At 67.9% G+C, this 17,602-nt stretch carries 19 protein-coding genes; 14 read left to right on the top strand and 5 right to left on the bottom strand.

Going from position 1 to position 17,602, the window contains the following annotated elements:
- The first annotated feature begins 39 nt into the window (after positions 1–39).
- The 3 genes from OLW90_RS02495 to OLW90_RS02505 are packed head-to-tail and all read left to right on the top strand — an operon-like array spanning position 40 to position 2,306.
- On the top strand, positions 40–1,284 hold the full coding sequence (locus tag OLW90_RS02495) for a 5-(carboxyamino)imidazole ribonucleotide synthase (protein ID WP_319651130.1): 1,245 nt from the start codon (positions 40–42) through the stop codon (positions 1,282–1,284).
- Positions 1,285–1,324: 40 nt separating this feature from the next.
- A complete protein-coding gene (gene purE, locus OLW90_RS02500) occupies positions 1,325–1,825 on the top strand; it encodes a 5-(carboxyamino)imidazole ribonucleotide mutase (RefSeq protein WP_319651136.1) in 501 nt (166 codons plus the stop codon).
- 7 nt (positions 1,826–1,832) lie between these two features.
- Positions 1,833–2,306 (top strand): YdcF family protein, encoded by a 474-nt coding sequence (locus OLW90_RS02505; protein WP_319651142.1) that lies wholly within the window; start codon positions 1,833–1,835, stop codon positions 2,304–2,306.
- A 113-nt stretch (positions 2,307–2,419) separates the two neighbouring features.
- Here OLW90_RS02505 and OLW90_RS02510 read toward each other — a convergent pair whose 3' ends face one another.
- Both OLW90_RS02510 and OLW90_RS02515 read right to left on the bottom strand, forming a co-directional pair.
- Positions 2,420–3,073 (bottom strand): TIGR03089 family protein, encoded by a 654-nt coding sequence (locus OLW90_RS02510; protein ID WP_319651146.1) that lies wholly within the window; start codon positions 3,071–3,073, stop codon positions 2,420–2,422.
- A gap of 21 nt (positions 3,074–3,094) precedes the next feature.
- The gene (locus OLW90_RS02515; RefSeq protein WP_319651152.1) at positions 3,095–4,780 is read right to left on the bottom strand and encodes an LCP family protein; all 1,686 of its coding nucleotides are present in this window, start codon (positions 4,778–4,780) and stop codon (positions 3,095–3,097) included.
- Between the two features lie 139 nt (positions 4,781–4,919).
- On the opposite strand from OLW90_RS02515, the gene rfbD reads away from it, so the two are divergent.
- The 4 genes from rfbD to OLW90_RS02535 all read left to right on the top strand — a co-directional run bounded on the left by rfbD (position 4,920) and on the right by OLW90_RS02535 (position 8,525).
- On the top strand, positions 4,920–5,783 hold the full coding sequence (gene rfbD / locus OLW90_RS02520; protein ID WP_319651157.1) for a dTDP-4-dehydrorhamnose reductase: 864 nt from the start codon (positions 4,920–4,922) through the stop codon (positions 5,781–5,783).
- Positions 5,780–6,697 carry a glycosyltransferase family 2 protein gene (locus OLW90_RS02525; RefSeq protein WP_319651162.1) on the top strand — a complete coding sequence of 306 codons (918 nt, stop codon included), beginning with the start codon at positions 5,780–5,782 and terminating at the stop codon, positions 6,695–6,697. Before rfbD ends, OLW90_RS02525 begins: the two co-directional genes overlap by 4 nt.
- A gap of 139 nt (positions 6,698–6,836) precedes the next feature.
- Positions 6,837–7,916 carry an NDP-sugar synthase gene (locus OLW90_RS02530; RefSeq protein ID WP_319651169.1) on the top strand — a complete coding sequence of 360 codons (1,080 nt, stop codon included), beginning with the start codon at positions 6,837–6,839 and terminating at the stop codon, positions 7,914–7,916.
- Between the two features lie 318 nt (positions 7,917–8,234).
- Positions 8,235–8,525 (top strand): WhiB family transcriptional regulator, encoded by a 291-nt coding sequence (locus OLW90_RS02535; RefSeq protein WP_413464497.1) that lies wholly within the window; start codon positions 8,235–8,237, stop codon positions 8,523–8,525.
- A 75-nt stretch (positions 8,526–8,600) separates the two neighbouring features.
- Here the strand turns inward: OLW90_RS02535 and OLW90_RS02540 are convergent, their stop codons facing one another.
- Positions 8,601–9,119 carry a hypothetical protein gene (locus OLW90_RS02540; protein ID WP_319651180.1) on the bottom strand — a complete coding sequence of 173 codons (519 nt, stop codon included), beginning with the start codon at positions 9,117–9,119 and terminating at the stop codon, positions 8,601–8,603.
- On the bottom strand, positions 9,113–9,568 hold the full coding sequence (locus tag OLW90_RS02545) for a metallopeptidase family protein (RefSeq protein WP_319651184.1): 456 nt from the start codon (positions 9,566–9,568) through the stop codon (positions 9,113–9,115). Before OLW90_RS02545 ends, OLW90_RS02540 begins: the two co-directional genes overlap by 7 nt.
- An 85-nt stretch (positions 9,569–9,653) precedes the next feature.
- Between OLW90_RS02545 and OLW90_RS02550 the strand changes: the two genes are divergently transcribed.
- From OLW90_RS02550 to manA, 4 genes are all read left to right on the top strand, one after another.
- Positions 9,654–10,094, top strand: a complete 441-nt coding sequence (locus OLW90_RS02550; protein ID WP_319651188.1) for a DUF3499 domain-containing protein — start codon at positions 9,654–9,656, stop codon at positions 10,092–10,094.
- Positions 10,095–10,319: 225 nt separating this feature from the next.
- Positions 10,320–11,693 carry a phosphomannomutase/phosphoglucomutase gene (locus OLW90_RS02555; protein WP_319651194.1) on the top strand — a complete coding sequence of 458 codons (1,374 nt, stop codon included), beginning with the start codon at positions 10,320–10,322 and terminating at the stop codon, positions 11,691–11,693.
- A gap of 19 nt (positions 11,694–11,712) precedes the next feature.
- The gene (locus tag OLW90_RS02560; protein WP_319651199.1) at positions 11,713–12,648 is read left to right on the top strand and encodes a hypothetical protein; all 936 of its coding nucleotides are present in this window, start codon (positions 11,713–11,715) and stop codon (positions 12,646–12,648) included.
- A gap of 30 nt (positions 12,649–12,678) precedes the next feature.
- Positions 12,679–13,857, top strand: coding sequence for a mannose-6-phosphate isomerase, class I (gene manA, locus OLW90_RS02565; protein ID WP_319651204.1), 1,179 nt, complete (start codon positions 12,679–12,681; stop codon positions 13,855–13,857).
- Between the two features lie 5 nt (positions 13,858–13,862).
- Here manA and OLW90_RS02570 read toward each other — a convergent pair whose 3' ends face one another.
- Positions 13,863–14,843 carry a hypothetical protein gene (locus OLW90_RS02570; protein ID WP_319651208.1) on the bottom strand — a complete coding sequence of 327 codons (981 nt, stop codon included), beginning with the start codon at positions 14,841–14,843 and terminating at the stop codon, positions 13,863–13,865.
- A 254-nt stretch (positions 14,844–15,097) separates the two neighbouring features.
- Here OLW90_RS02570 and OLW90_RS02575 point away from each other — a divergent pair, with 254 nt between their 5' ends.
- The 3 genes from OLW90_RS02575 to OLW90_RS02585 all read left to right on the top strand — a co-directional run bounded on the left by OLW90_RS02575 (position 15,098) and on the right by OLW90_RS02585 (position 17,602).
- A complete protein-coding gene (locus tag OLW90_RS02575; protein ID WP_319651211.1) occupies positions 15,098–15,451 on the top strand; it encodes a DUF4259 domain-containing protein in 354 nt (117 codons plus the stop codon).
- Between the two features lie 88 nt (positions 15,452–15,539).
- Positions 15,540–16,979, top strand: a complete 1,440-nt coding sequence (gene ahcY, locus OLW90_RS02580) for an adenosylhomocysteinase (RefSeq protein ID WP_319651217.1) — start codon at positions 15,540–15,542, stop codon at positions 16,977–16,979.
- Positions 16,979–17,602 (top strand): dTMP kinase, encoded by a 624-nt coding sequence (locus OLW90_RS02585; RefSeq protein WP_319651219.1) that lies wholly within the window; start codon positions 16,979–16,981, stop codon positions 17,600–17,602. The genes ahcY and OLW90_RS02585 overlap by 1 nt, the downstream gene beginning before the upstream one ends.

A 17,602-nucleotide genomic window follows, 5' to 3' on the forward strand; every position in this document is an offset into this window, starting at 1 on the left:
CAGCTTTGGGAAACCGGGCGCATACTATAGTTGGGCAGCGTGACGGACACCGAGAAGAACACCCACGGAAACCCCGCCGCCCACGCCCCCGGACAACCCGTGGTGGCCGTGATCGGAGACGGGCAATTGGCCCGCATGATGCAGACCGCCGCGATTGAACTAGGACAATCCGTGCGCCTGCTCGCCGGCGCCCCCGAGGCCTCCGCCGCCCAGGTGGCCGCCGACGTTCTCCTTGGGGATTACCGCGACCTTGACGCCCTGCGCGCCGCCGCCGAGGGGGCGAGCGCGGTGACCTTCGATCACGAGCACGTCCCCAGCGAGCACCTGCGCGCGCTTATCGACGCCGGCGTGAGCGTACAGCCGCGCCCCGAGGCGCTGCTGTACGCCCAGGACAAGCTGGAACAGCGGCGGCGGTTACGGGAACTGGGCTTCCCGGTGCCGCGCTTTAGCGCCGTGACCTCCGTGGCCGAGGCCTTGGCCTTCGAGCAGGAGGTGGCGGGCCAGGTGTGCCTCAAGGCCTGCCGGGGTGGTTATGACGGGCACGGGGTGTGGTTCCCTGCCGATCGCGCCGAGCTGGAGGAACTGGTGGCCGATCTCCTGGATAAGGGGGTGGGCCTCATGGCGGAGGAAAAGGTGCGCTTTGACCGCGAACTCTCCGCGATGGTGGCGCGCACCCCCTCCGGGGAGGTGACGGCCTGGCCGGTGGTGGAATCGGAGCAAAAGGACGGCATTTGCCACCGAGCCATCGCCCCGGCCCCCGGCATGAGTGCCGAGGACGACTCAGCCCTGCGTACCCTGGCCGAGGAAATCGCGCAGCGCCTGGGCGTGACCGGAGTGCTGGCCGTGGAACTCTTTGACCAGGGCGGCCAGTACTGGATCAACGAACTAGCCATGCGCCCCCACAACACCGGCCACTGGACCCAGGACGGCTCCACCACCAGCCAATTCGAGCAGCACCTGCGCGCCGTGCTCGATATGCCGCTGGGGGACACCAGCCCCATCGCGCCGGTGACCGTGATGGTCAATACCCTGGGCGCACCCGAGGAACCCGCCGAGCCGGTACCCAGCCGCATGAGGCAGGTGTGGCGGCGCTTCCCCGGAGCCAAGATCCACCTCTACGGCAAGGATCACCGCCCCGGGCGCAAACTCGGCCACATCAACCTCGTCGGCTCGGACGTCTCCGCCACCGTGCGGGAGGCCGATCTGGCCGCGCACTACCTGGTGCACGGGCGCTGGGCCGATGGTTGGGCGCCCGTCGAGGACGCGGCCGCGCAGCCCAAATAAGAGGTAGCCCCAATAAAAGACGGAAAGGATTGACACACACATGACCCCCCTCGTTGGCCTCATCATGGGCTCCGATTCCGACTGGGACACCGTGGCCCCCGCCGCCGAGGTGCTCGCGGAGTTCGGCGTGCCCTTTGAAGTGGGCGTGGTATCCGCCCACCGCACCCCGGAGCGCATGCTCTCCTACGCCAAGAACGCCCACCACCAGGGCATCAAGGCGATCATCGCCTGCGCCGGGGGAGCCGCGCACCTGCCGGGCATGGTGGCGGCGGCCACCCCGCTGCCGGTGATCGGCGTGCCGCGCGCGCTCAAGGACCTCGACGGCATGGATTCCCTGCTCTCCATCGTGCAGATGCCCGCTGGGGTGCCGGTGGCCACCGTCTCCATCGGCGGGGCCAAGAACGCCGGCCTGCTGGCCGTGCGGATTCTCTCCGCCGGGGATGACTCCCTGCGCGAGAAGATGGTGGCCTACCAGGAGAATATGGCCGCCGAGGTGGAGCGCAAGGACGCCGCCCTCAAGCAACGCCTCATGGGGGAATAGCCCACTCATGCCGGTGTTGGTGCTGGGTGCGCGCCTACGCAAGGGGGCCGTGGGGCCGATGCTGGAGGCGCGCCTGCGGGCGGCGTTGGCCCGGTACGAGGCCGCAGCACCGGGAAGCAAACCCATCGTGGTGGTCAGCGGCAAGGGGGAGGCCCCCGCTATGGCGCGGTGGTTGGCGGAGCGCGGCGTGGCCTCGGAGCACCTCGTAGCGGAGGAGCGGGCGGAATCTACCAATGAGAACCTGGAAAACGCCCACGCCCTCATTCCCCACGCCGGACGGTGGGTGGTGGTGACCAATGGCTTTCACGTATGGCGCACCCGCCTGTGGGTCTGGCACCTGCGGCTGCCCATGCGGGTGGTGGCAGCCCCCACCGTGGGGCGGAGAAGGCCGGTGACCTACGCCCGGGAGGTGGCGGCCGTGGTTCACTCCTCCGCGCGGATTGCGTGGCGGCGGGCGGTGCGGCGCTGGGCACGCCGGTGATACCGTGCGGGTGATCTCGCGCCGGTTACTTTCCCCGCCACTGTGTGACGGGTGTGATTACCGTGCGTCCCGGAGAGCCCCTTAGAAGCGCAACTTCGGAGCTTCTCAGAGCCTCAGAGCCGCAGGGTGGTCTTTTCCATCTCCGCGATGGTGCCGAGCCGTTCCTCGGCGACCATGCCGGAGACCACCACGGCGGAGCCGCCCACCGCCAGGGGCTCGAGAACGGTGCGATGGAAGCCGGGGGTGTCGATCCAGCCGGTGGAGAGCACGCGCGCTTCGGCGGGAAGATCGCTGCGCGCGGCGAGGTCCGCCAGGCGCGGGGTGGGGGAGAGGAATTGCTCCCCATAAAAGCGCACGGTGGGGCCAAAATCCACGGTGCCCGGGGGCAGGGTGCCCCCGGTTTCCACCACGCCCCGGCCAAAGGGGTCGTCGGTGACCACCACCAGGTCGCCCACGGGGTTATCCGGCACGCGGTCTATGGTGCAGAACTCCACCTCGGCGTCGGTGGCGTCGCCAAAGGCGTAGTCCACCCCGGCGGTGATCGCGCCCAGGGCGATCACGCAGGATTGCCAGCCGCAGGGCAGCGAGATGTTGATCTGGGAGCCGGGGGCGAGGTCTAACTCCTCATAAAGCATGTTGCCCACCTTGGCCGCCCAGTTGTCCAGGGTCTGGGCGGAAAAGTCGAGGCGGGACTGGGTGTGCTCGTCGTAGACGGTGAACCGGGGGCGCGCGGGGTCCGCCGTTAAGAGGTGGGCGAGGAGTTCCATGCCCACGATGGTAGGCGAACTCTAATTCACGCAGCGCGGCCCGGTGCCGCCGGCGTCGATCTCCGGGGCCACCTCGGCGGTGCCAAAGTCCGCGCCGGGTTGACCCACGGCGTCCTCCTCGCGGGGTGCTGTGGCCTGGGTGGTGGCCCCGGTGCTTGGGGTGGCCTCCGTGGAATCGGCGGAGTCGGCGGAATCGTCCCGGGGGCCCGCGTAGTCCTCGGCGGTGACCACGATGAGGGTGCCGGGGCTGAGAGTCTCGTTCACCACGATGGGCATATCGCCCAGTTTGCGGGAGAGTTCCAGGGCGGCCTCATCCTCCGTGTGCGGGGCCACGATCTGGCTGGTGGTATAAACCCCCGGCACCGCATTGGTGGTTTCCGCCACGGTGTATCCGGCGGAGGTGAGGTAGGAGGAGACGGAACCGGCCAGGCCAGCGATGGTACCGGCGTTGAGCACGGTGAGGGTGGCGGGGTGCTCGGGCGCGGAGGAGTCGGAAGAATCAGCCTCCGAGGTATCGGGCTCGTCCGTGGCGTGCCCGGCAGAGTCGGGATCGTCCTCTCCGAGGAGGGTGCGCATGAAGGCGTGAACCTGCGGGGGATCCACGGTGACGATGGATTCGCCGTAGTCGCCCACGCCGTCGATGGAGGTCACCGGAATGGTGTTGAACACCACGTTGCCCCCGGCCAGGTTGGAGAGCTGGGTGGCAAAGCTCATGATGTCCATGCTCTCGTCGAGCACCACGGAGCGTTCCACGGCCTGGCTCATGTCGCCCAGGCGGGCGGGATTGGTGAGGGTACCTGCGGAGAGCACCTTATTGACCATCGAGGCCATGAAGGCCTGCTGGCGCACCACTCGGTCGAGGTCGCCGCGCGGCAGGCCGTGGCGCTGGCGCACAAAGGCCAGCGCCTGGTGGCCGTCGAGGGTTTGCCGCCCGGCGTGGAAGTTGGCGCCGGAGAACTCGTCATTGACGGCCTCGTTGAGGCATACCTCCACGCCGCCCACGGCGTCGGTAAGCAGCACGAAGCCCAGCAGACCAACCTCGGCGTAATGATCCACCTCGATGCCGGTGAGGTCGGAGACGGCGGAGATGAGCCCGGCGCGCCCTGCCTCGGTGGATTGCTTGTCAATGCGCTTCTCGTCGGTCATGCCCTCGGCGCGCAGTTCGTCCTCCTCGGCGGTCTTATAGCTGCTGAATACGCCGTTGATCTTGAGGTTGCCGTAGGAGTCATCGTGAATATAGGTATCGCGGGGGATGGACACGGCGGTGGCGGAGGTGCCGTCGTTGGGCACGCGGATGAGCATGATGGTGTCCGTGTTGTAGGCGCCGTCCTCCACGCCGGCGCGCAGGGCGTCGAGTTCCTCCCGGCTCAGTGGTTTGCCCTGGGCGTCGGTGCGCGAGTCTGAGCCCACCAGGAGGATGTCGGTGGCGCCGTCGGGTGCGGAGCCCTTGGAGGTGTTGCCGCCCAGGTGGAGGTTTCCGGCAGAGGCCAGCTGGGAGCCCAGGCGGCCCACGGCAAAGTACCCCAGGGCGGAGATGAGCAGCACGAGCGCGGAGAGCACCGCGAGGGTGGTCTTGACCGGCCGCGAGCCCGCCTGCGCGAGGTTGATCCGGGTGCGCGGGGGTGCCTGGATATTGCGCGAGGGGCGCGGCGAGGACGCCCTTGATGAGGAGGACGAGGACGGTTGCGGCCAGGAATGTTTAGTCACTGCTCACGCTCCAAGGTGCTCCGGGGGACGGGTGGGGCCGGTGCGCGGGGGTTGAGGCCGGTGCGCAGCGGCGGCGCCGACGGAGTATAAGATCCGAGGCATATTCCCATAAGAATCTACTCCCAAGGAGTCTATCGCCGTGAAGGTGGTTGTCACAGGAGCAGCGGGGCAACTGGGGCGCTGCCTCCGGCTGAGCGCGCCGCGCACGGCCCGGGTGACCTGGTGCGACCGGGGGCTTCTCGACGTCACGGACCCCCGGCAGGTGGCGGACTCCCCGCTGCTGAGCGGCGCGGACGTGGTGATCAACACCGCCGCCTTTACCGCCGTGGACGCCGCGGAGGAGCAGCGCGAGGCCGCCACCGCGCTCAATGCCCTGGCTCCGGAGTACCTGGCGCGGCGCTGCGTGCGGGAGGGGGCGCACCTGGTGCACGTCTCCACCGATTACGTCTTTGGGGCCGCGCGCGCCGGGCGGGCGCTGATCCCGGCCGATCCGGTGTGTCCCACGAGCGTTTACGGCTCCACCAAGGCGGCGGGGGAGGCGGCTATCGACGCCGTGGCCACCGCCAATCCGCAGTGGCGCGGCTACACGGTGGCGCGCACGGCCTGGCTCTTTAGCGGCCGCCTGCTGCCGGAACACCGGGACTTTGTGAGCACCATGCTGCGTCTGGCGCAGGAGGGGGTGAACCCGAGGGTGGTCAGTGATCAGACCGGCAGCCCCACCTTTGCCCTGGATCTGGCGCGCGCCCTGTGGGAGGTGGTGGGGGCGACCCCGGCGGGGATCGTGCACCTGGCCGGTTCCGGCCGGGCCACCTGGTACGACCTCGCGCGCGCCACCTTTGAGCTGGCGGGGCATGATCCTGAGCGGGTGCGACCGGTGAGCACGGCGGAGTATCCCACGGCGGCGCGGCGGCCGGAGTGGTCCGTCCTGGCCTCGCAGAAGGAATTACCCGAGTGGCGCGATGGGGTGGCGCGCGCCCTCGCCGCTACACTTTTGGCACCATGAGCCCCACCACGCCCGCCCCCACGCAGGACTCTGCCCCGCTCGCGGTGATGACCGTGACCTTCTCCCCGGGGCGGCACCTGCCCGCTCTGCTGGATTCCCTGGAGCCCGCCACGCGCCAGGCCACGCGCGTGGTCATGGCGGATAACGGCTCCACCGATGGTGCCCCGCAGGCTGCCGTGGCGCCGGGGGTGGAATTGCTGCCCACCGGGGGAAACCTCGGTTATGGCCGGGCAATCAACGCGGCGGCACGCCACCTCATGCCGCTGCGGGAGCGCGGCGAGATCAACGGGGAGTTCTTCCTGGTGGTCAATCCCGACGTGGAGTTCACCCCCGGTGCCATTGATGAACTCCTCGCGTGCGCGCGCCGCTGGCCGGAGGCGGGGGCCGTGGGGCCCCTGATTAGGCAGGCTGATGGCAGCGCCTATCCCTCGGCGCGGGCCGTGCCCTCCCTGCGCACCGGGATCGGGCACGCGCTCCTTGGCGGCGTGTGGCCGAATAACCCGTGGACGCGGGCCTATAAGGCGGGGGCGGACATGTCCACGGAGCGCCCCGCCGGGTGGCTTTCCGGTTCCTGCCTGCTGCTGAGGTGGGCGGATTTTGAGGCCCTGGGCGGGTTCGATGAGCGTTACTTCATGTACATGGAGGACGTGGACTTGGGCGATCGCCTGGGGCGTGCCGGGCGGCTCAACGTGCTGTGCCCCACGGCGGTGATCGAGCACGATCAGGGGCACGTGGCCCGGCGCTACTCCGCGGTGACGGTGCCCGCGCACCACGCCAGTGCCTATCGCTTCCTCGCGGATCGGCTGCCGGGGTGGTGGCGCGCGCCGGTGCGCGCGGCGCTGTGGGCGGGGCTGCGCGCGCGGGCGGAGATGCTGCGGTGGGGCGCGGCGGTGGGGTCGCGGCGGCGTCGATAGGCGTTTTGCTTGGGTGAATCGGCGTGTCCCGTCACATGAGAGGGGGGCGGGCCGTGCGAAAATAATCCCCGTTGTGTCCCGCCGATCGTGGTAGGGCGCGTGATGTCGTTGTAGTAATAAGGAACCACAAAGTAGCGCTATGCCGAATCCCAAGCAGACCGACGCCGTGATCCTCGTGGGGGGCAAGGGCACCCGCCTGCGCCCGCTGACCACGAGTACCCCGAAGCCCATGCTGCCCACGGCCGGGTTCCCCTTCCTGGAGCACCTGTTGGCGCGGATTCGCGCCGCCGGAATCGAGCACGTGGTGCTGGGCACCTCGTACCGCGCGGAGGTCTTTGAGGATTACTTTGGCGATGGCTCGGACTTTGGCCTGGACATCGAGTACGTTGTGGAGGAGCAGGCCCTGGGCACCGGCGGCGGCATCCGCAACGTCTACGAGCGGCTGCGCCATGATACCGCGATGGTCTTTAACGGCGACGTGCTCAGCGGCATGGATCTGGCGGCCCTGCTGCGCACGCACGAGGAGCGCGAGGCGGATCTCACCCTGCACTTGGTGCGCGTAGCCGACCCCAGCGCCTTTGGCTGCGTGCCCACCGACGAGCAGGGGCGGGTGCAGGCCTTCTTAGAAAAGACGGAGGACCCGCCCACCAATCAGATCAACGCGGGCTGCTACGTGTTCCGCCGCGAGTTGATCGAGCAGATTCCGGCTGGCCGGGTGGTGTCCGTGGAGCGCGAGACCTTCCCCGGCCTGTTGGCGGAGGGCAAGCGGGTATTCGGCCACGTGGACGCCGCCTACTGGCGGGATATGGGCCGCCCCGATGACTTCGTGCGCGGTTCCTCCGATCTGGTGCGCGGGATCGCCCCCTCGCCGCTGCTGGCGGGGCGCACCGGAGAGCACCTGGTGGACCCGTCCGCGGGAGTGCGCGATGGCGTGATCCTGGTGGGCGGCACCGTGGTGGGACGCGGCAGCGAGATCGGCGCGGGATCGCGCATTGATGATTCCGTGATCTTTGACGGCGTGACCGTGGAACCGGGGGCGGTGATCGAGGATTCCATCATCGCCTCCGGCGCGCGGGTGGGGGCCAACGCCCGGATTAAGGGCTGCGTGATCGGGGAGGGCGCGCAGATTGGGGCGCGCTGCGAGCTTCTCGACGGCATGCGGGTGTGGCCCGGCGTGGTGATCCCCGACGGCGGGATTCGCTTCTCCACGGACGCCTGAGATGGGCTTTGAGGCTTGGGTGGTGGCCGATAGTCCGCCGCCCGCTGTCACGCCGCATGTCTGATATTTCAGTCGTAGGCTAGTTTTCTGTGGGTAGTGCACAGAAAACTAGCCACCACTACATGTAGTACCCCTGGCGGCCACCCCCTGCGTGTAAATGCTGTGACTAATGTGGTTAATGGTGTTGCTGACGTGCCCGAATGGAAAAGGGGTGGCAAAAAGGCGGCATATGGCTTGACGATATGTAGTGACGTGGTGTTGAATCTCAACGTTGTAAGCAACTGTTGGGTACGGAGAAGGGACCGTGGCGTGGAAGACATGGCCGATGACGCCACACTCCGTGGCGGAACCACCGCCAAGCTCACTCTTGATGATCTTTTCGGGGCGGTAGAGCAGGAATGGCAGGATCAGGCGCTGTGTGCGCAGACCGATCCCGAGGCGTTTTTCCCGGAAAAGGGCGGTTCCACGCGGGAGGCAAAGCGCATTTGCCGTGCCTGCGGGGTGCGCGATGAATGTCTGGAATATGCCCTGGAGCATGACGAGCGCTTTGGTATCTGGGGCGGGCTTTCTGACCGCGAGCGCCGCCGCCTAAGGCGTGAGATTTCCTGAGTAAAAATAGGGTGTGAGAAAACGCCGTCCCCGCCGCATTATGCGGTAGCGGGGACGGCGTTATTTTCTTGCGCTTTATTTATCGGCCCGCTGATTGGCCCGCTGATTGGCCCCTGCGCGGCGGGCCAGATACATGGCCGGAATGCATCCCAGGAAAAGGGGCACGCCGCACAGTACCCAGGTGACTATGATCCCGGCCAGCCAGAAGCCATCGGGATCGTGATAAGAACTCCCGGTCATAAAGAAGATCGGGTTGTACAGGCTCACCCCCAAGGTTGCGCCCAGGGCGGCGGCGAGCGGCCCGCCGATGGTGCGCCGGGCCAGTCGCGCGGTGCCCAGCAGGGCAGCGAGCAGGATCAGCGCGACGTAGAGGAAGGGGTGTGGCCAGGGGAGGAAGTTAAAGACCGCGATGCCGGTGACCAGTCCCGCCAGCGTGCCGTATATTCCCAGCAATGGGGAGGAAACCGTGCCGCGCGCGGAAACGGCCCGGGGAGTCTTGGCCTCCACCCGGGCGATGAGGGAGCCGAGAATAACGCCGGGAATCACGGTGAGAATGAGGGAACCGAGGGCGGGGGCGAGGCCGGAAATTACCATTGGAATCCGGGGTCAATATCGCGTGGGTCAATGTTGAGGTACCCGGCCACGAGCGCGGTGAGAATGGTGGAAAGGAGTTCCTGCAATTCCTCGGTGCTTTCCACCCGGTGCTCGATGGGCATGCGAAATAGCACGATCCGGGAGCGGGTGGGGTTGCCCGCCGCGTCCACCCCGGCGGGAATGATCCGGCCCAGGGGAACCGGGCCGTCGGCCACGATCTCGGGGGGCAGCACCGTGAGGTCGGGGCGCAATTGCATGCGCGGCACGGTGTCCACGGCCACGTCGAGGTTGGCTAGTTGCTCGTAGAACTGGGTGGCGAGGGGGGCATAGGCTTCGAGCACGGCGGCGTCGAAAAGCTGCCCCCTGCGGCGGTAACGCGGCAGGGTGGAGGGAAGCAACGGGCCGCGCAACCCCCGGTCGCGGCGATCCCGGAAGGCCCTGGTGTACATGGGCGCAAGCCTACGTGGGACGCGCGGGGATGTGGCCGGGGCGCGCCGGTGGGGTATTCAAATCTCAAGTTGAGGTCTAGACTCTATGGGCGTGAATCAATTTCGTCGCTGTTCCCGCCCCGGCTGCGGCAAACCTGCGGTAGCCACGCTTACCTATGCCTACGCGGAATCCACGGCGGTGGTGGGGCCCCTGGCGCCCTCCTCGGAGCCGCATAGCTGGGATCTGTGCGCGCACCATTCCGAGCGGATTACCGCCCCCCTGGGCTGGGAGATGCTGCGGGTGGAGGGAATCGAGATGGACGAGGACGAGGACCTCACGGCCCTGGCCGAGGCGGTGCGCGAGGCGGGGCGCTTTTCCACCGGGCTGGTGGGTGGGCACGATCCGCGCGGCGAGGAGGCCGCCGATCACGCGCTGCGTCCGGACACCTCGGTGCACCCGGTGCATCGCTCCAAGCGGCTGGCGGAGGAAAAGCAGCGACGGCGCGCCCACCTGCGGGTGGTGCGTGATGACGAAGTGCCGGAGTAAATAGGGACTGAACGTATCGGAGGTATCGGCGCGCGGCGTGATGGCCGGCGCGGTGCGCGGCGCGGCGCCGGGGCAGGGGGCTCGGGAGGGGATGCCGCTACACTTGAGGCGGTATGGCAATGCGCACCGCTGCGCTAAGCAGGGCCTGGGCGAGGGCCCGGCCGGGCGGGTGCGCCAGATAAACCAGGGAAAACACCAATAACTTCCAGGAGGAATCCCCTTATTATGCGCACCCGTGAATCCGTGACCGCTGTGATTAAGGCCTATGACATTCGAGGCGTGGTGGGGAGCGATATTGACGCGGAGTTCGTCCGCGATGCCGGTGCGGCCTTTGCCCACCTGCTGCGCGAGGAGGGGGAGACCACCCTGGCAGTGGGGCACGATATGCGCCCCTCCTCCCCGGAATTGGCGCGGGCCTTTGCGGAGGGGGCCACCAGCCAGGGCCTCAACGTGGTGCTGCTGGGCCTGACCTCCACCGACGAACTCTACTTCGCCTCCGGCTCCCAGGAATGCGCGGGCGCGATGTTTACCGCCAGCCACAATCCGGCGGAATATAACGGAATCAAGCTGTGCCGCCGGGGCGCGCGCCCCGTGGGGCAGGATACCGGCCTGGCCGAGATCACCGAGGCTCTGGTAAACGGCGTGCCGGAGTACGCGGGGGAGCGCGGCACCGTCTCCGAGCGCGACGTGCTGGGGGAGTACGGGGCCTACCTGCGTTCCCTGGTGGATCTGAGCCAGATCAAGCCGCTGGTGGTGGCGGTGGACGCCGCAAATGGCATGGGTGGGCTGACGGTTCCGGCGGTGTTTGAGGGCCTGCCCCTGGATATTCGCCCCCTGTACTTTGAGCTGGACGGCACCTTCCCCAATCATGAGGCTAACCCCCTGGAGCCGAAGAACCTGGTGGACTTGCAGCGCTTTGTGGTGGAGCAGAAGGCGGACATCGGCCTGGCCTTTGATGGGGATGCGGATCGGTGCTTTGTGGTCGATGAGCAGGGCAATCCCGTCTCCCCCTCCGCGATCTGCGCGCTAGTGGCCCAGCGCTACCTGGGCGAGAACCAGGGAGCCACGATCATTCACAATCTGATCACCTCGCGCACCGTGCCGGAGGTCATCGAGGAAAATGGTGGCACCGCCGTGCGCACCCGCGTGGGGCACTCCTTCATCAAGGCGTCGATGGCGGAGCACGGGGCGGTATTCGGCGGCGAGCACTCCGCGCACTACTACTTCACGGAGTTCTTCAACGCGGACTCGGGTATCCTGGCGGCCATGCACGTCCTGGTGGCCCTGGGCGCGCAGGAGGCGGGACAGCCACTTTCCGAGTTGATGGCCCAGTACAGCCGCTACGCCGCTTCCGGGGAGATCAATTCCACGGTGGCCGATCAGCAGGCCGCCACGCAGGCCGTGGTGGAGGCGTTCAAGGACCGCACCGAGTCCATCGACACCCTCGACGGCGTGACCATTCAGCTTTCCGGCACCCCCGCCTGGTTCAACGTGCGCGCCTCGAATACCGAGCCGCTGCTGCGCCTCAACCTTGAGGCCCCCACCCAGGCAGAGGTGGATACCCTCGTGGCGGAGATTCTGGACATCATTCGGGCCTAAGCGCGCTATCTTGGAGGGCATGACCACGCCGTCCGCCGAGACCATGCGCTTTACCAGGGTGGCCTACGAGGGTGCCCAGGTGCGCACCGCCGCCCAACTCGTCAGCGTTCCCGATCTCCTCGGCGCGCGGCCCCGCAGCGTGGTGGTGCTGGCTACCGACACCATCGCCCAAGCCAGCGCCCGGCTCCTCGTGGCGCTCAGGGAACCCCTGCGCGTGCCGGTGGTGATCGTCCACGAACTCCCCGGTTACCTGGGCGCGCTGGATACCCTCGTGGTGGTGGGCAGCCGTCCCGAGGACGAGCGGGCCGCCCGCGCCATGTCCGTGGCCACCCAGCGCGGGGCCACGGTGATCTACGCCGGGCCCGCCGAGGGGCCGCTGCGCACGGAAGCACCCGAGCGCGCGGTGCTTCTCGACGCCCCGCAGGCCGCCCCCGCGCTCTCCCCGGCGCGCACCATCGCCGCGCTCTCTGCCGTCCTGGATCTCACCGAGGACGATCCCCGCCTGGTGGCCTCCCGGATGGAGCACCTGGCGGACACGATGGATGAGGAGATCGCCCGCGTCCACCCGGATCGGGACGAATCCGTGAACCCGGCGCGCAACCTCCGCTCCTGGGTAGAGGGGGCGCGGGTCATGCATACCGGCTATGGCGCGGTGCCCCTGGCCTTAGCCGAGGTGGTGGCGCGCTCGTGGAGCGCCTATGAGATTCCCGGCGGGGTGGCCGAGCCGCAGGACGTGGCCGGTGCGGTGGCGCAGCGCGATCTGTTCTTTGACCCCCTCCTCGACGGAGAGGGGGAAATGCTACCTTTGAAGGTCGTTGTGTGGGCGGCGGAGGAGGCCCACTTTCCGGGCGGGTTGGCGCAGTCCGCGCCCGCCGTGGCGCACGGCCCCGTTGCGGAGGCGCTGTGCCTGATCGTGCGCGCGCTCGCGGCCACGGTGCCGCTGGGCGCGGCGTAGACCAAGCAAATTGATGGAGGAGAAAACCGCATGGACAAGCTCAACGGGGTGATTCGCGCCTATCCCTGGGGATCGCGCACCCTGATCCCCGGCCTGCGCGGTGAGCCAGTGCCCTCCACGAACCCCCAGGCGGAACTCTGGTACGGGGCGCACCCGGCTTCCCCCTCCACGCTGGTTGCCACCCAGGAGGCCCTCGACGCCGCCATCGCGGCCGACCCGGAATCTCACCTGGGCCCCCGGGTGCGCGGGGCATTCGGGGATCGGCTGCCCTTCCTGCTCAAACTACTGGCGGCCGCAGAACCTCTCTCCCTTCAGGCTCACCCCTCCAAGGAGCAGGCGGAGGAGGGCTTTGCCCGGGAAAACGCCGAGGGCATCGCCCTGGAGGCGGCAAACCGCAACTACAAGGACGATAATCACAAGCCGGAACTCATCGTGGCGCTCACAGAGTTCACCGCGATGGCGGGGTTCCGGCCGCTGGCGCGCACCCTGGAACTCTTCGCGGTCCTGGATTGCCCGGAGGTGGAGCGCTACCTCACCATGCTCGATCCCCAGGGCGATGAGGCGGTGAATCTGCGCGCGCTTTTCACCACGTGGATCACCATTCCCCATGCGGTGCGCACGGCGTTGATCCAGGCGATCGTGGAGCGCGCCCGGGCTGTGGCGGGGCGCGGGGATTGGATTGGCGATGTGCTGGCCACCGTCCTGGACTTGCAGGAGCGCTATCCCGGCGATATTGGCGTGCTGGGGGCCCTGCTGCTCAATCACATCCACCTGGAACCCGGCCAGGCGATTTACCTGGACGCGGGCCAGTTGCACGCCTACGTCAAGGGCATGGGCGTAGAGATCATGGCGAACTCCGATAACGTGCTGCGCGGCGGGCTGACTTCCAAGTACGTGGACGTGCCGGAATTGGTGCGGCTGCTTACCTTTGATTCCCTGGCCGAGCCCACCGTGGAGTGCGATTCCCAGGGGTATTATGCGGTGCCCTGCGCGGAGTTTCACCTCAGCCGCCACCGGATCGAGCCGGGTGACTCGGGCATGGTGGTGGAGCACGATGGTCCCTCCATCGTGATGTGCACGGGGGGGCAGGTGCGAGTGGGGGAGCAGACCATCGCGGCCGGGGAGGCCGCGTGGATTCCGGCCTGCGAGCCTGCCGTGTGGTGCAGCGTGGAGGGTGGCGCGGCCGAGGTGTTCTGGGCGCGCGTGTAAGTTTCTTAGGAACCCGGCGTGCTGGTGGGGGTGGCCTGGGCGGTCCGGGCGGGGGCCTCGGCAGCGGGCTCGGCTGGCTGCTCGGCCGTGGGGTGCGGTTCCGCGCTGGCCTGATCCTGGTTGGTCTTTTCCTGGGCGTTCTTTTCCCAGGTGGCCTGATCCGCGTCCCCGCGATCGGCATCCCCGTGATCCGCGCGGCGGGGTGCCATGTCCTCGCTCGGTTCCGCGTCCTCCGCACCGGCGGGGTCCACGGGCTCCTGGGTGGCGGGAGCGGCGGTATCCTCCGGCTCGGCCGAGCCCTCTGGTTCCTCCGTCCGGGTTTCCTCATCGAGGGGGAGGAGGGAGGCCCCGGGAAGCTGGGAGAGTTCCTCCTGGGCGTGCTCTAGAGCCTCGGAGATTTCAGGGATGACCGGGAGGTTATTGCGCCGTCCGTCCTCGGTGGGGTTCGCGGTGCCGTCCTGTGCGGCGGAGGCGGTATCGGTGGGGCTTGGGGAGGCCGGGGCCACCGCCTCGGCGCCCGCGCGGGGATTATTCACCGGGGTACTTGCGGTGGGCACGGCGTCGGTGCCTCCCCGCGCGCCCTGGGCCAAGAGGGTATCGGCGGCCTGATCGGTGTTCTCGGCGCGCTGCGCGGAGACGCTATCGGGGCGGTAGATCTTTGTGGGCTCCGCGCGCAGCACCGTGGGGGATTCCGCCAGCGCCTCCTCGGGTTGGCGCTGGTGCCCTCCGCGACGCTGCGCGGCGGCGAGCGTTGCCGGGGCGTCGTCCGCGTCGGCGTTCCCCTCGGTGTCCTCGTGTTCCTCGCGGGTTTTCTCCGAGGAGGTGGGGGTGAGGGAGGTGGCATCGGCGGCGGCCGAGTGCCGGGGCTGCGCCTGGGGGGCGGGGCCGGAGGGAATGGAGACGCGCCACACGAGGAAGCCGATGGCCGCCGCGGCGAGTATGCCCACGGCGATGAAAGCCATCACCTTGCGTGTATCCTTGCTCACCTTGCGTGCGCCTCTTCCCGCGGTGTCGGTATGGGGGTAATCTTCGGACGTGGATATGGCGGGTGCGCTACCGCCCCGCCGGGTATAGGTATAACCTCAACCTCGTAATGTCACAACCTGGTAACGAACTTATCAGAACTAGGTATGAAAGCAAGGGCATATTATTCCCTCGCGGGTGGTCAGGGGGTACGGCGCGGTATCCCGGCACCGGGCGCGCGGGGAACACAGCCCGGTAACGGAAAGGCGGCACGATCGTGGGCGCATGGGACATCGCTATTTTTGCGCAGCAGGAAAACGAGGACTTCCTGGAGGAACTGGGAAACCTGGAGGGGCAGGAGGTGGTGGAGGCCATTCGTGATGCCTGCGTGCTGGCGCAGGGGGAGGGTGTGGTGAGCGAGGAGGAGCGCCTCAACGGCCTGGCTGCCGCCACGGTGGCGGCGATCTGGGCGGGTGCGCCGTTTTCTGCGGGGGACGTGGCGGACGCGCACCCCTTCCTGCGCGATCTCATCGGTTCCGGGGACGAGGAACTGCGCGAGGCGGCCGCGGACCTGCTGGAAAACGCGGACGTGGAGGAGGATCTAGAGGTGTACGTGGAGGCGTTATCCTAGCGTTCCCGCGCTAAGGTGGTGTCCGTGGGGCAGCGCTCTGCGGGCCTGCCTTAATCGACGTTCCCATGAACCCAAGGAGAAGCCTCCCGTGAGCACCCCTTTGACCCATAAGGTGGCGGACCTCAGCCTGGCGGAGGCCGGCCGCCACCAGATTCGCCTGGCCGAGCACGAGATGCCGGGCCTGATGGCCCTGCGCCGCGAGTACGCCGAGGAGCAGCCCCTGCGCGGCGCGCGCATCGCCGGTTCCATTCACATGACCGTGCAGACGGCGGTGCTCATCGAGACGCTCACGGCCCTGGGCGCGCAGGTGCGCTGGTCCTCCTGCAACATCTTCTCCACTGACGACGCCGCCGCAGCCGCCGTGGTCGTGGGCACCGGCACTCCGGAGGACCCTCAGGGCCCGGCGGTATTCGCCTGGAAGGGCGAGACGCTGGAGGAATACTGGTGGTGCCTGGATCAGATCTTCGACTGGGGTGAGGGCCAGGCCCCGAACATGATCCTGGACGATGGCGGCGACGCCACGATGGCCGTGATCAAGGGCAGCGAGTACGAGCGCGCGGGCGCGGTGCCGGAGGACCTCCCCGGTGACTCGGACGAGGAGATTGCCTTCCGTGCCATGCTGCGCCGGGTGCTGGCCCAGGACGCACGCAAGTGGAGCCGCACGGCGGAGACCGTGCGCGGCGTCACCGAGGAGACCACCACCGGGGTGCACCGCCTCTATCACTTTGCCCAGCAGGGTTCCTTGCCGTTCCCGGCGATGAACGTGAACGACGCCGTAACCAAGTCGAAGTTCGACAATAAATACGGCACCCGGCACAGCCTGATCGACGGCCTCAACCGCGCCACGGACATGCTCATGGGCGGAAAGAACGTGCTCATCTGCGGCTACGGGGACGTGGGAAAGGGCTGCGCGGAGGCGATGAAGGGCCAGGGCGCGCGGGTGAAGGTCACGGAGGTGGACCCGATCAACGCGCTCCAGGCCCTCATGGAGGGCTTCCCCGTGGTTACGGTGGAGGAGGCCATCGCGGAGGCGGACATCGTGATTACCGCCACCGGCAACCTGGGCATTATCACCTTCGAGCACATGCTGGAGATGAAGGATCACGCGGTGCTGGGCAACATCGGGCACTTTGACAATGAGATTGACATGGCCTCCCTCCTGCACCGGGAGGACGTGACCCGGCAAAACATCAAGCCGCAGGTGGACGAGTTCACTCTGCCCAATGGGCGTTCCATCATCGTGCTCTCGGAGGGGCGCCTGCTCAACCTGGGCAACGCCACCGGGCACCCCAGCTTTGTGATGTCCAACTCCTTTGCGGATCAGACCATCGCCCAGATCGAGCTATTCCAGAACGCGGAGAACTATCAGAAGCAGGTGTATCGCCTGCCCAAGATCCTGGACGAGAAGGTGGCCCGGATTCACGTGGAGGCCCTGGGCGGTGCGCTGACGGAACTGACCAAGGAGCAGGCCGATTACATCGGCGTGGACGTGGCGGGTCCCTTCAAGCCGGAGCACTACCGCTACTGATGATTATCTCCATCGAGGGCATCGACGGCGCGGGGAAGAACACCCTGGTGGGGGCGATCCGCGCGGAACTAGGAGCCGAGGTACTGGCCTTTCCCCGCTATGAGCAGTCCGTGCACGCGCGCCTCGCCCAGCGCGCCCTGCACGGAGAGATGGGTGATCTGGTGGATTCCGTCTACGGCATGGCCACCCTCTTTGCCCTGGATCGGCGCGGCGCGGCGGCGGAGTTACGCCCCTACCAAAGCGGTGGGATCGTGGTACTGGATCGCTACGTCGCCTCCAACGCGGCCTACTCGGCGGCCCGCCTGGCCGCCGATCCGCGGCGCTCGGAGGAGGTGGTGAAGTGGGTGCGGGAACTGGAGTTTGAGCAGTTCGGTCTGCCCGTGCCGGACCTCCAGGTGCTGCTGGATACGCCGCCGGGGGAGGCGTCGGCACGCGCCCAGGCGCGGGAGCAGCGCGACACCTCCCGTACCCGCGACCGCTACGAGCGCGACGGTGGCTTGCAGGAGCGCACCTACGCCGCCTACCGGGAGCTGGCGCGGCGGCAGTGGGCGGGGCCGTGGCTGGTAGCCTCAGAGCCACAAGAGGTAGTCCAAGCAGTGCGCGATCTCGCGGAGGAAAGATAA

The organism is Corynebacterium sp. 21KM1197, from assembly GCF_033783015.1.
In the GTDB taxonomy this organism is placed as follows: Bacteria; Actinomycetota; Actinomycetes; order Mycobacteriales; family Mycobacteriaceae; genus Corynebacterium.

Excerpts from the sequence above, each read along its gene's own strand:
- OLW90_RS02525 (WP_319651162.1), top strand. The coding sequence starts at position 5,780 with ATGAGCCCCACCACGCCCGCCCCCACGCAGGACTCTGCCCCGCTCGCG.
- OLW90_RS02540 (WP_319651180.1), bottom strand. The coding sequence starts at position 9,119 with ATGGTAATTTCCGGCCTCGCCCCCGCCCTCGGTTCCCTCATTCTCACC.
- OLW90_RS02585 (WP_319651219.1), top strand. The coding sequence starts at position 16,979 with ATGATTATCTCCATCGAGGGCATCGACGGCGCGGGGAAGAACACCCTG.
- OLW90_RS02560 (WP_319651199.1), top strand. The coding sequence starts at position 11,713 with ATGACCACGCCGTCCGCCGAGACCATGCGCTTTACCAGGGTGGCCTAC.
- OLW90_RS02530 (WP_319651169.1), top strand. The coding sequence starts at position 6,837 with ATGCCGAATCCCAAGCAGACCGACGCCGTGATCCTCGTGGGGGGCAAG.
- OLW90_RS02545 (WP_319651184.1), bottom strand. The coding sequence starts at position 9,568 with ATGTACACCAGGGCCTTCCGGGATCGCCGCGACCGGGGGTTGCGCGGC.
- OLW90_RS02555 (WP_319651194.1), top strand. The coding sequence starts at position 10,320 with ATGCGCACCCGTGAATCCGTGACCGCTGTGATTAAGGCCTATGACATT.
- OLW90_RS02550 (WP_319651188.1), top strand. The coding sequence starts at position 9,654 with ATGGGCGTGAATCAATTTCGTCGCTGTTCCCGCCCCGGCTGCGGCAAA.
- manA (WP_319651204.1), top strand. The coding sequence starts at position 12,679 with ATGGACAAGCTCAACGGGGTGATTCGCGCCTATCCCTGGGGATCGCGC.
- purE (WP_319651136.1), top strand. The coding sequence starts at position 1,325 with ATGACCCCCCTCGTTGGCCTCATCATGGGCTCCGATTCCGACTGGGAC.
- OLW90_RS02510 (WP_319651146.1), bottom strand. The coding sequence starts at position 3,073 with ATGGAACTCCTCGCCCACCTCTTAACGGCGGACCCCGCGCGCCCCCGG.
- OLW90_RS02535 (WP_413464497.1), top strand. The coding sequence starts at position 8,235 with ATGGCCGATGACGCCACACTCCGTGGCGGAACCACCGCCAAGCTCACT.
- OLW90_RS02505 (WP_319651142.1), top strand. The coding sequence starts at position 1,833 with ATGCCGGTGTTGGTGCTGGGTGCGCGCCTACGCAAGGGGGCCGTGGGG.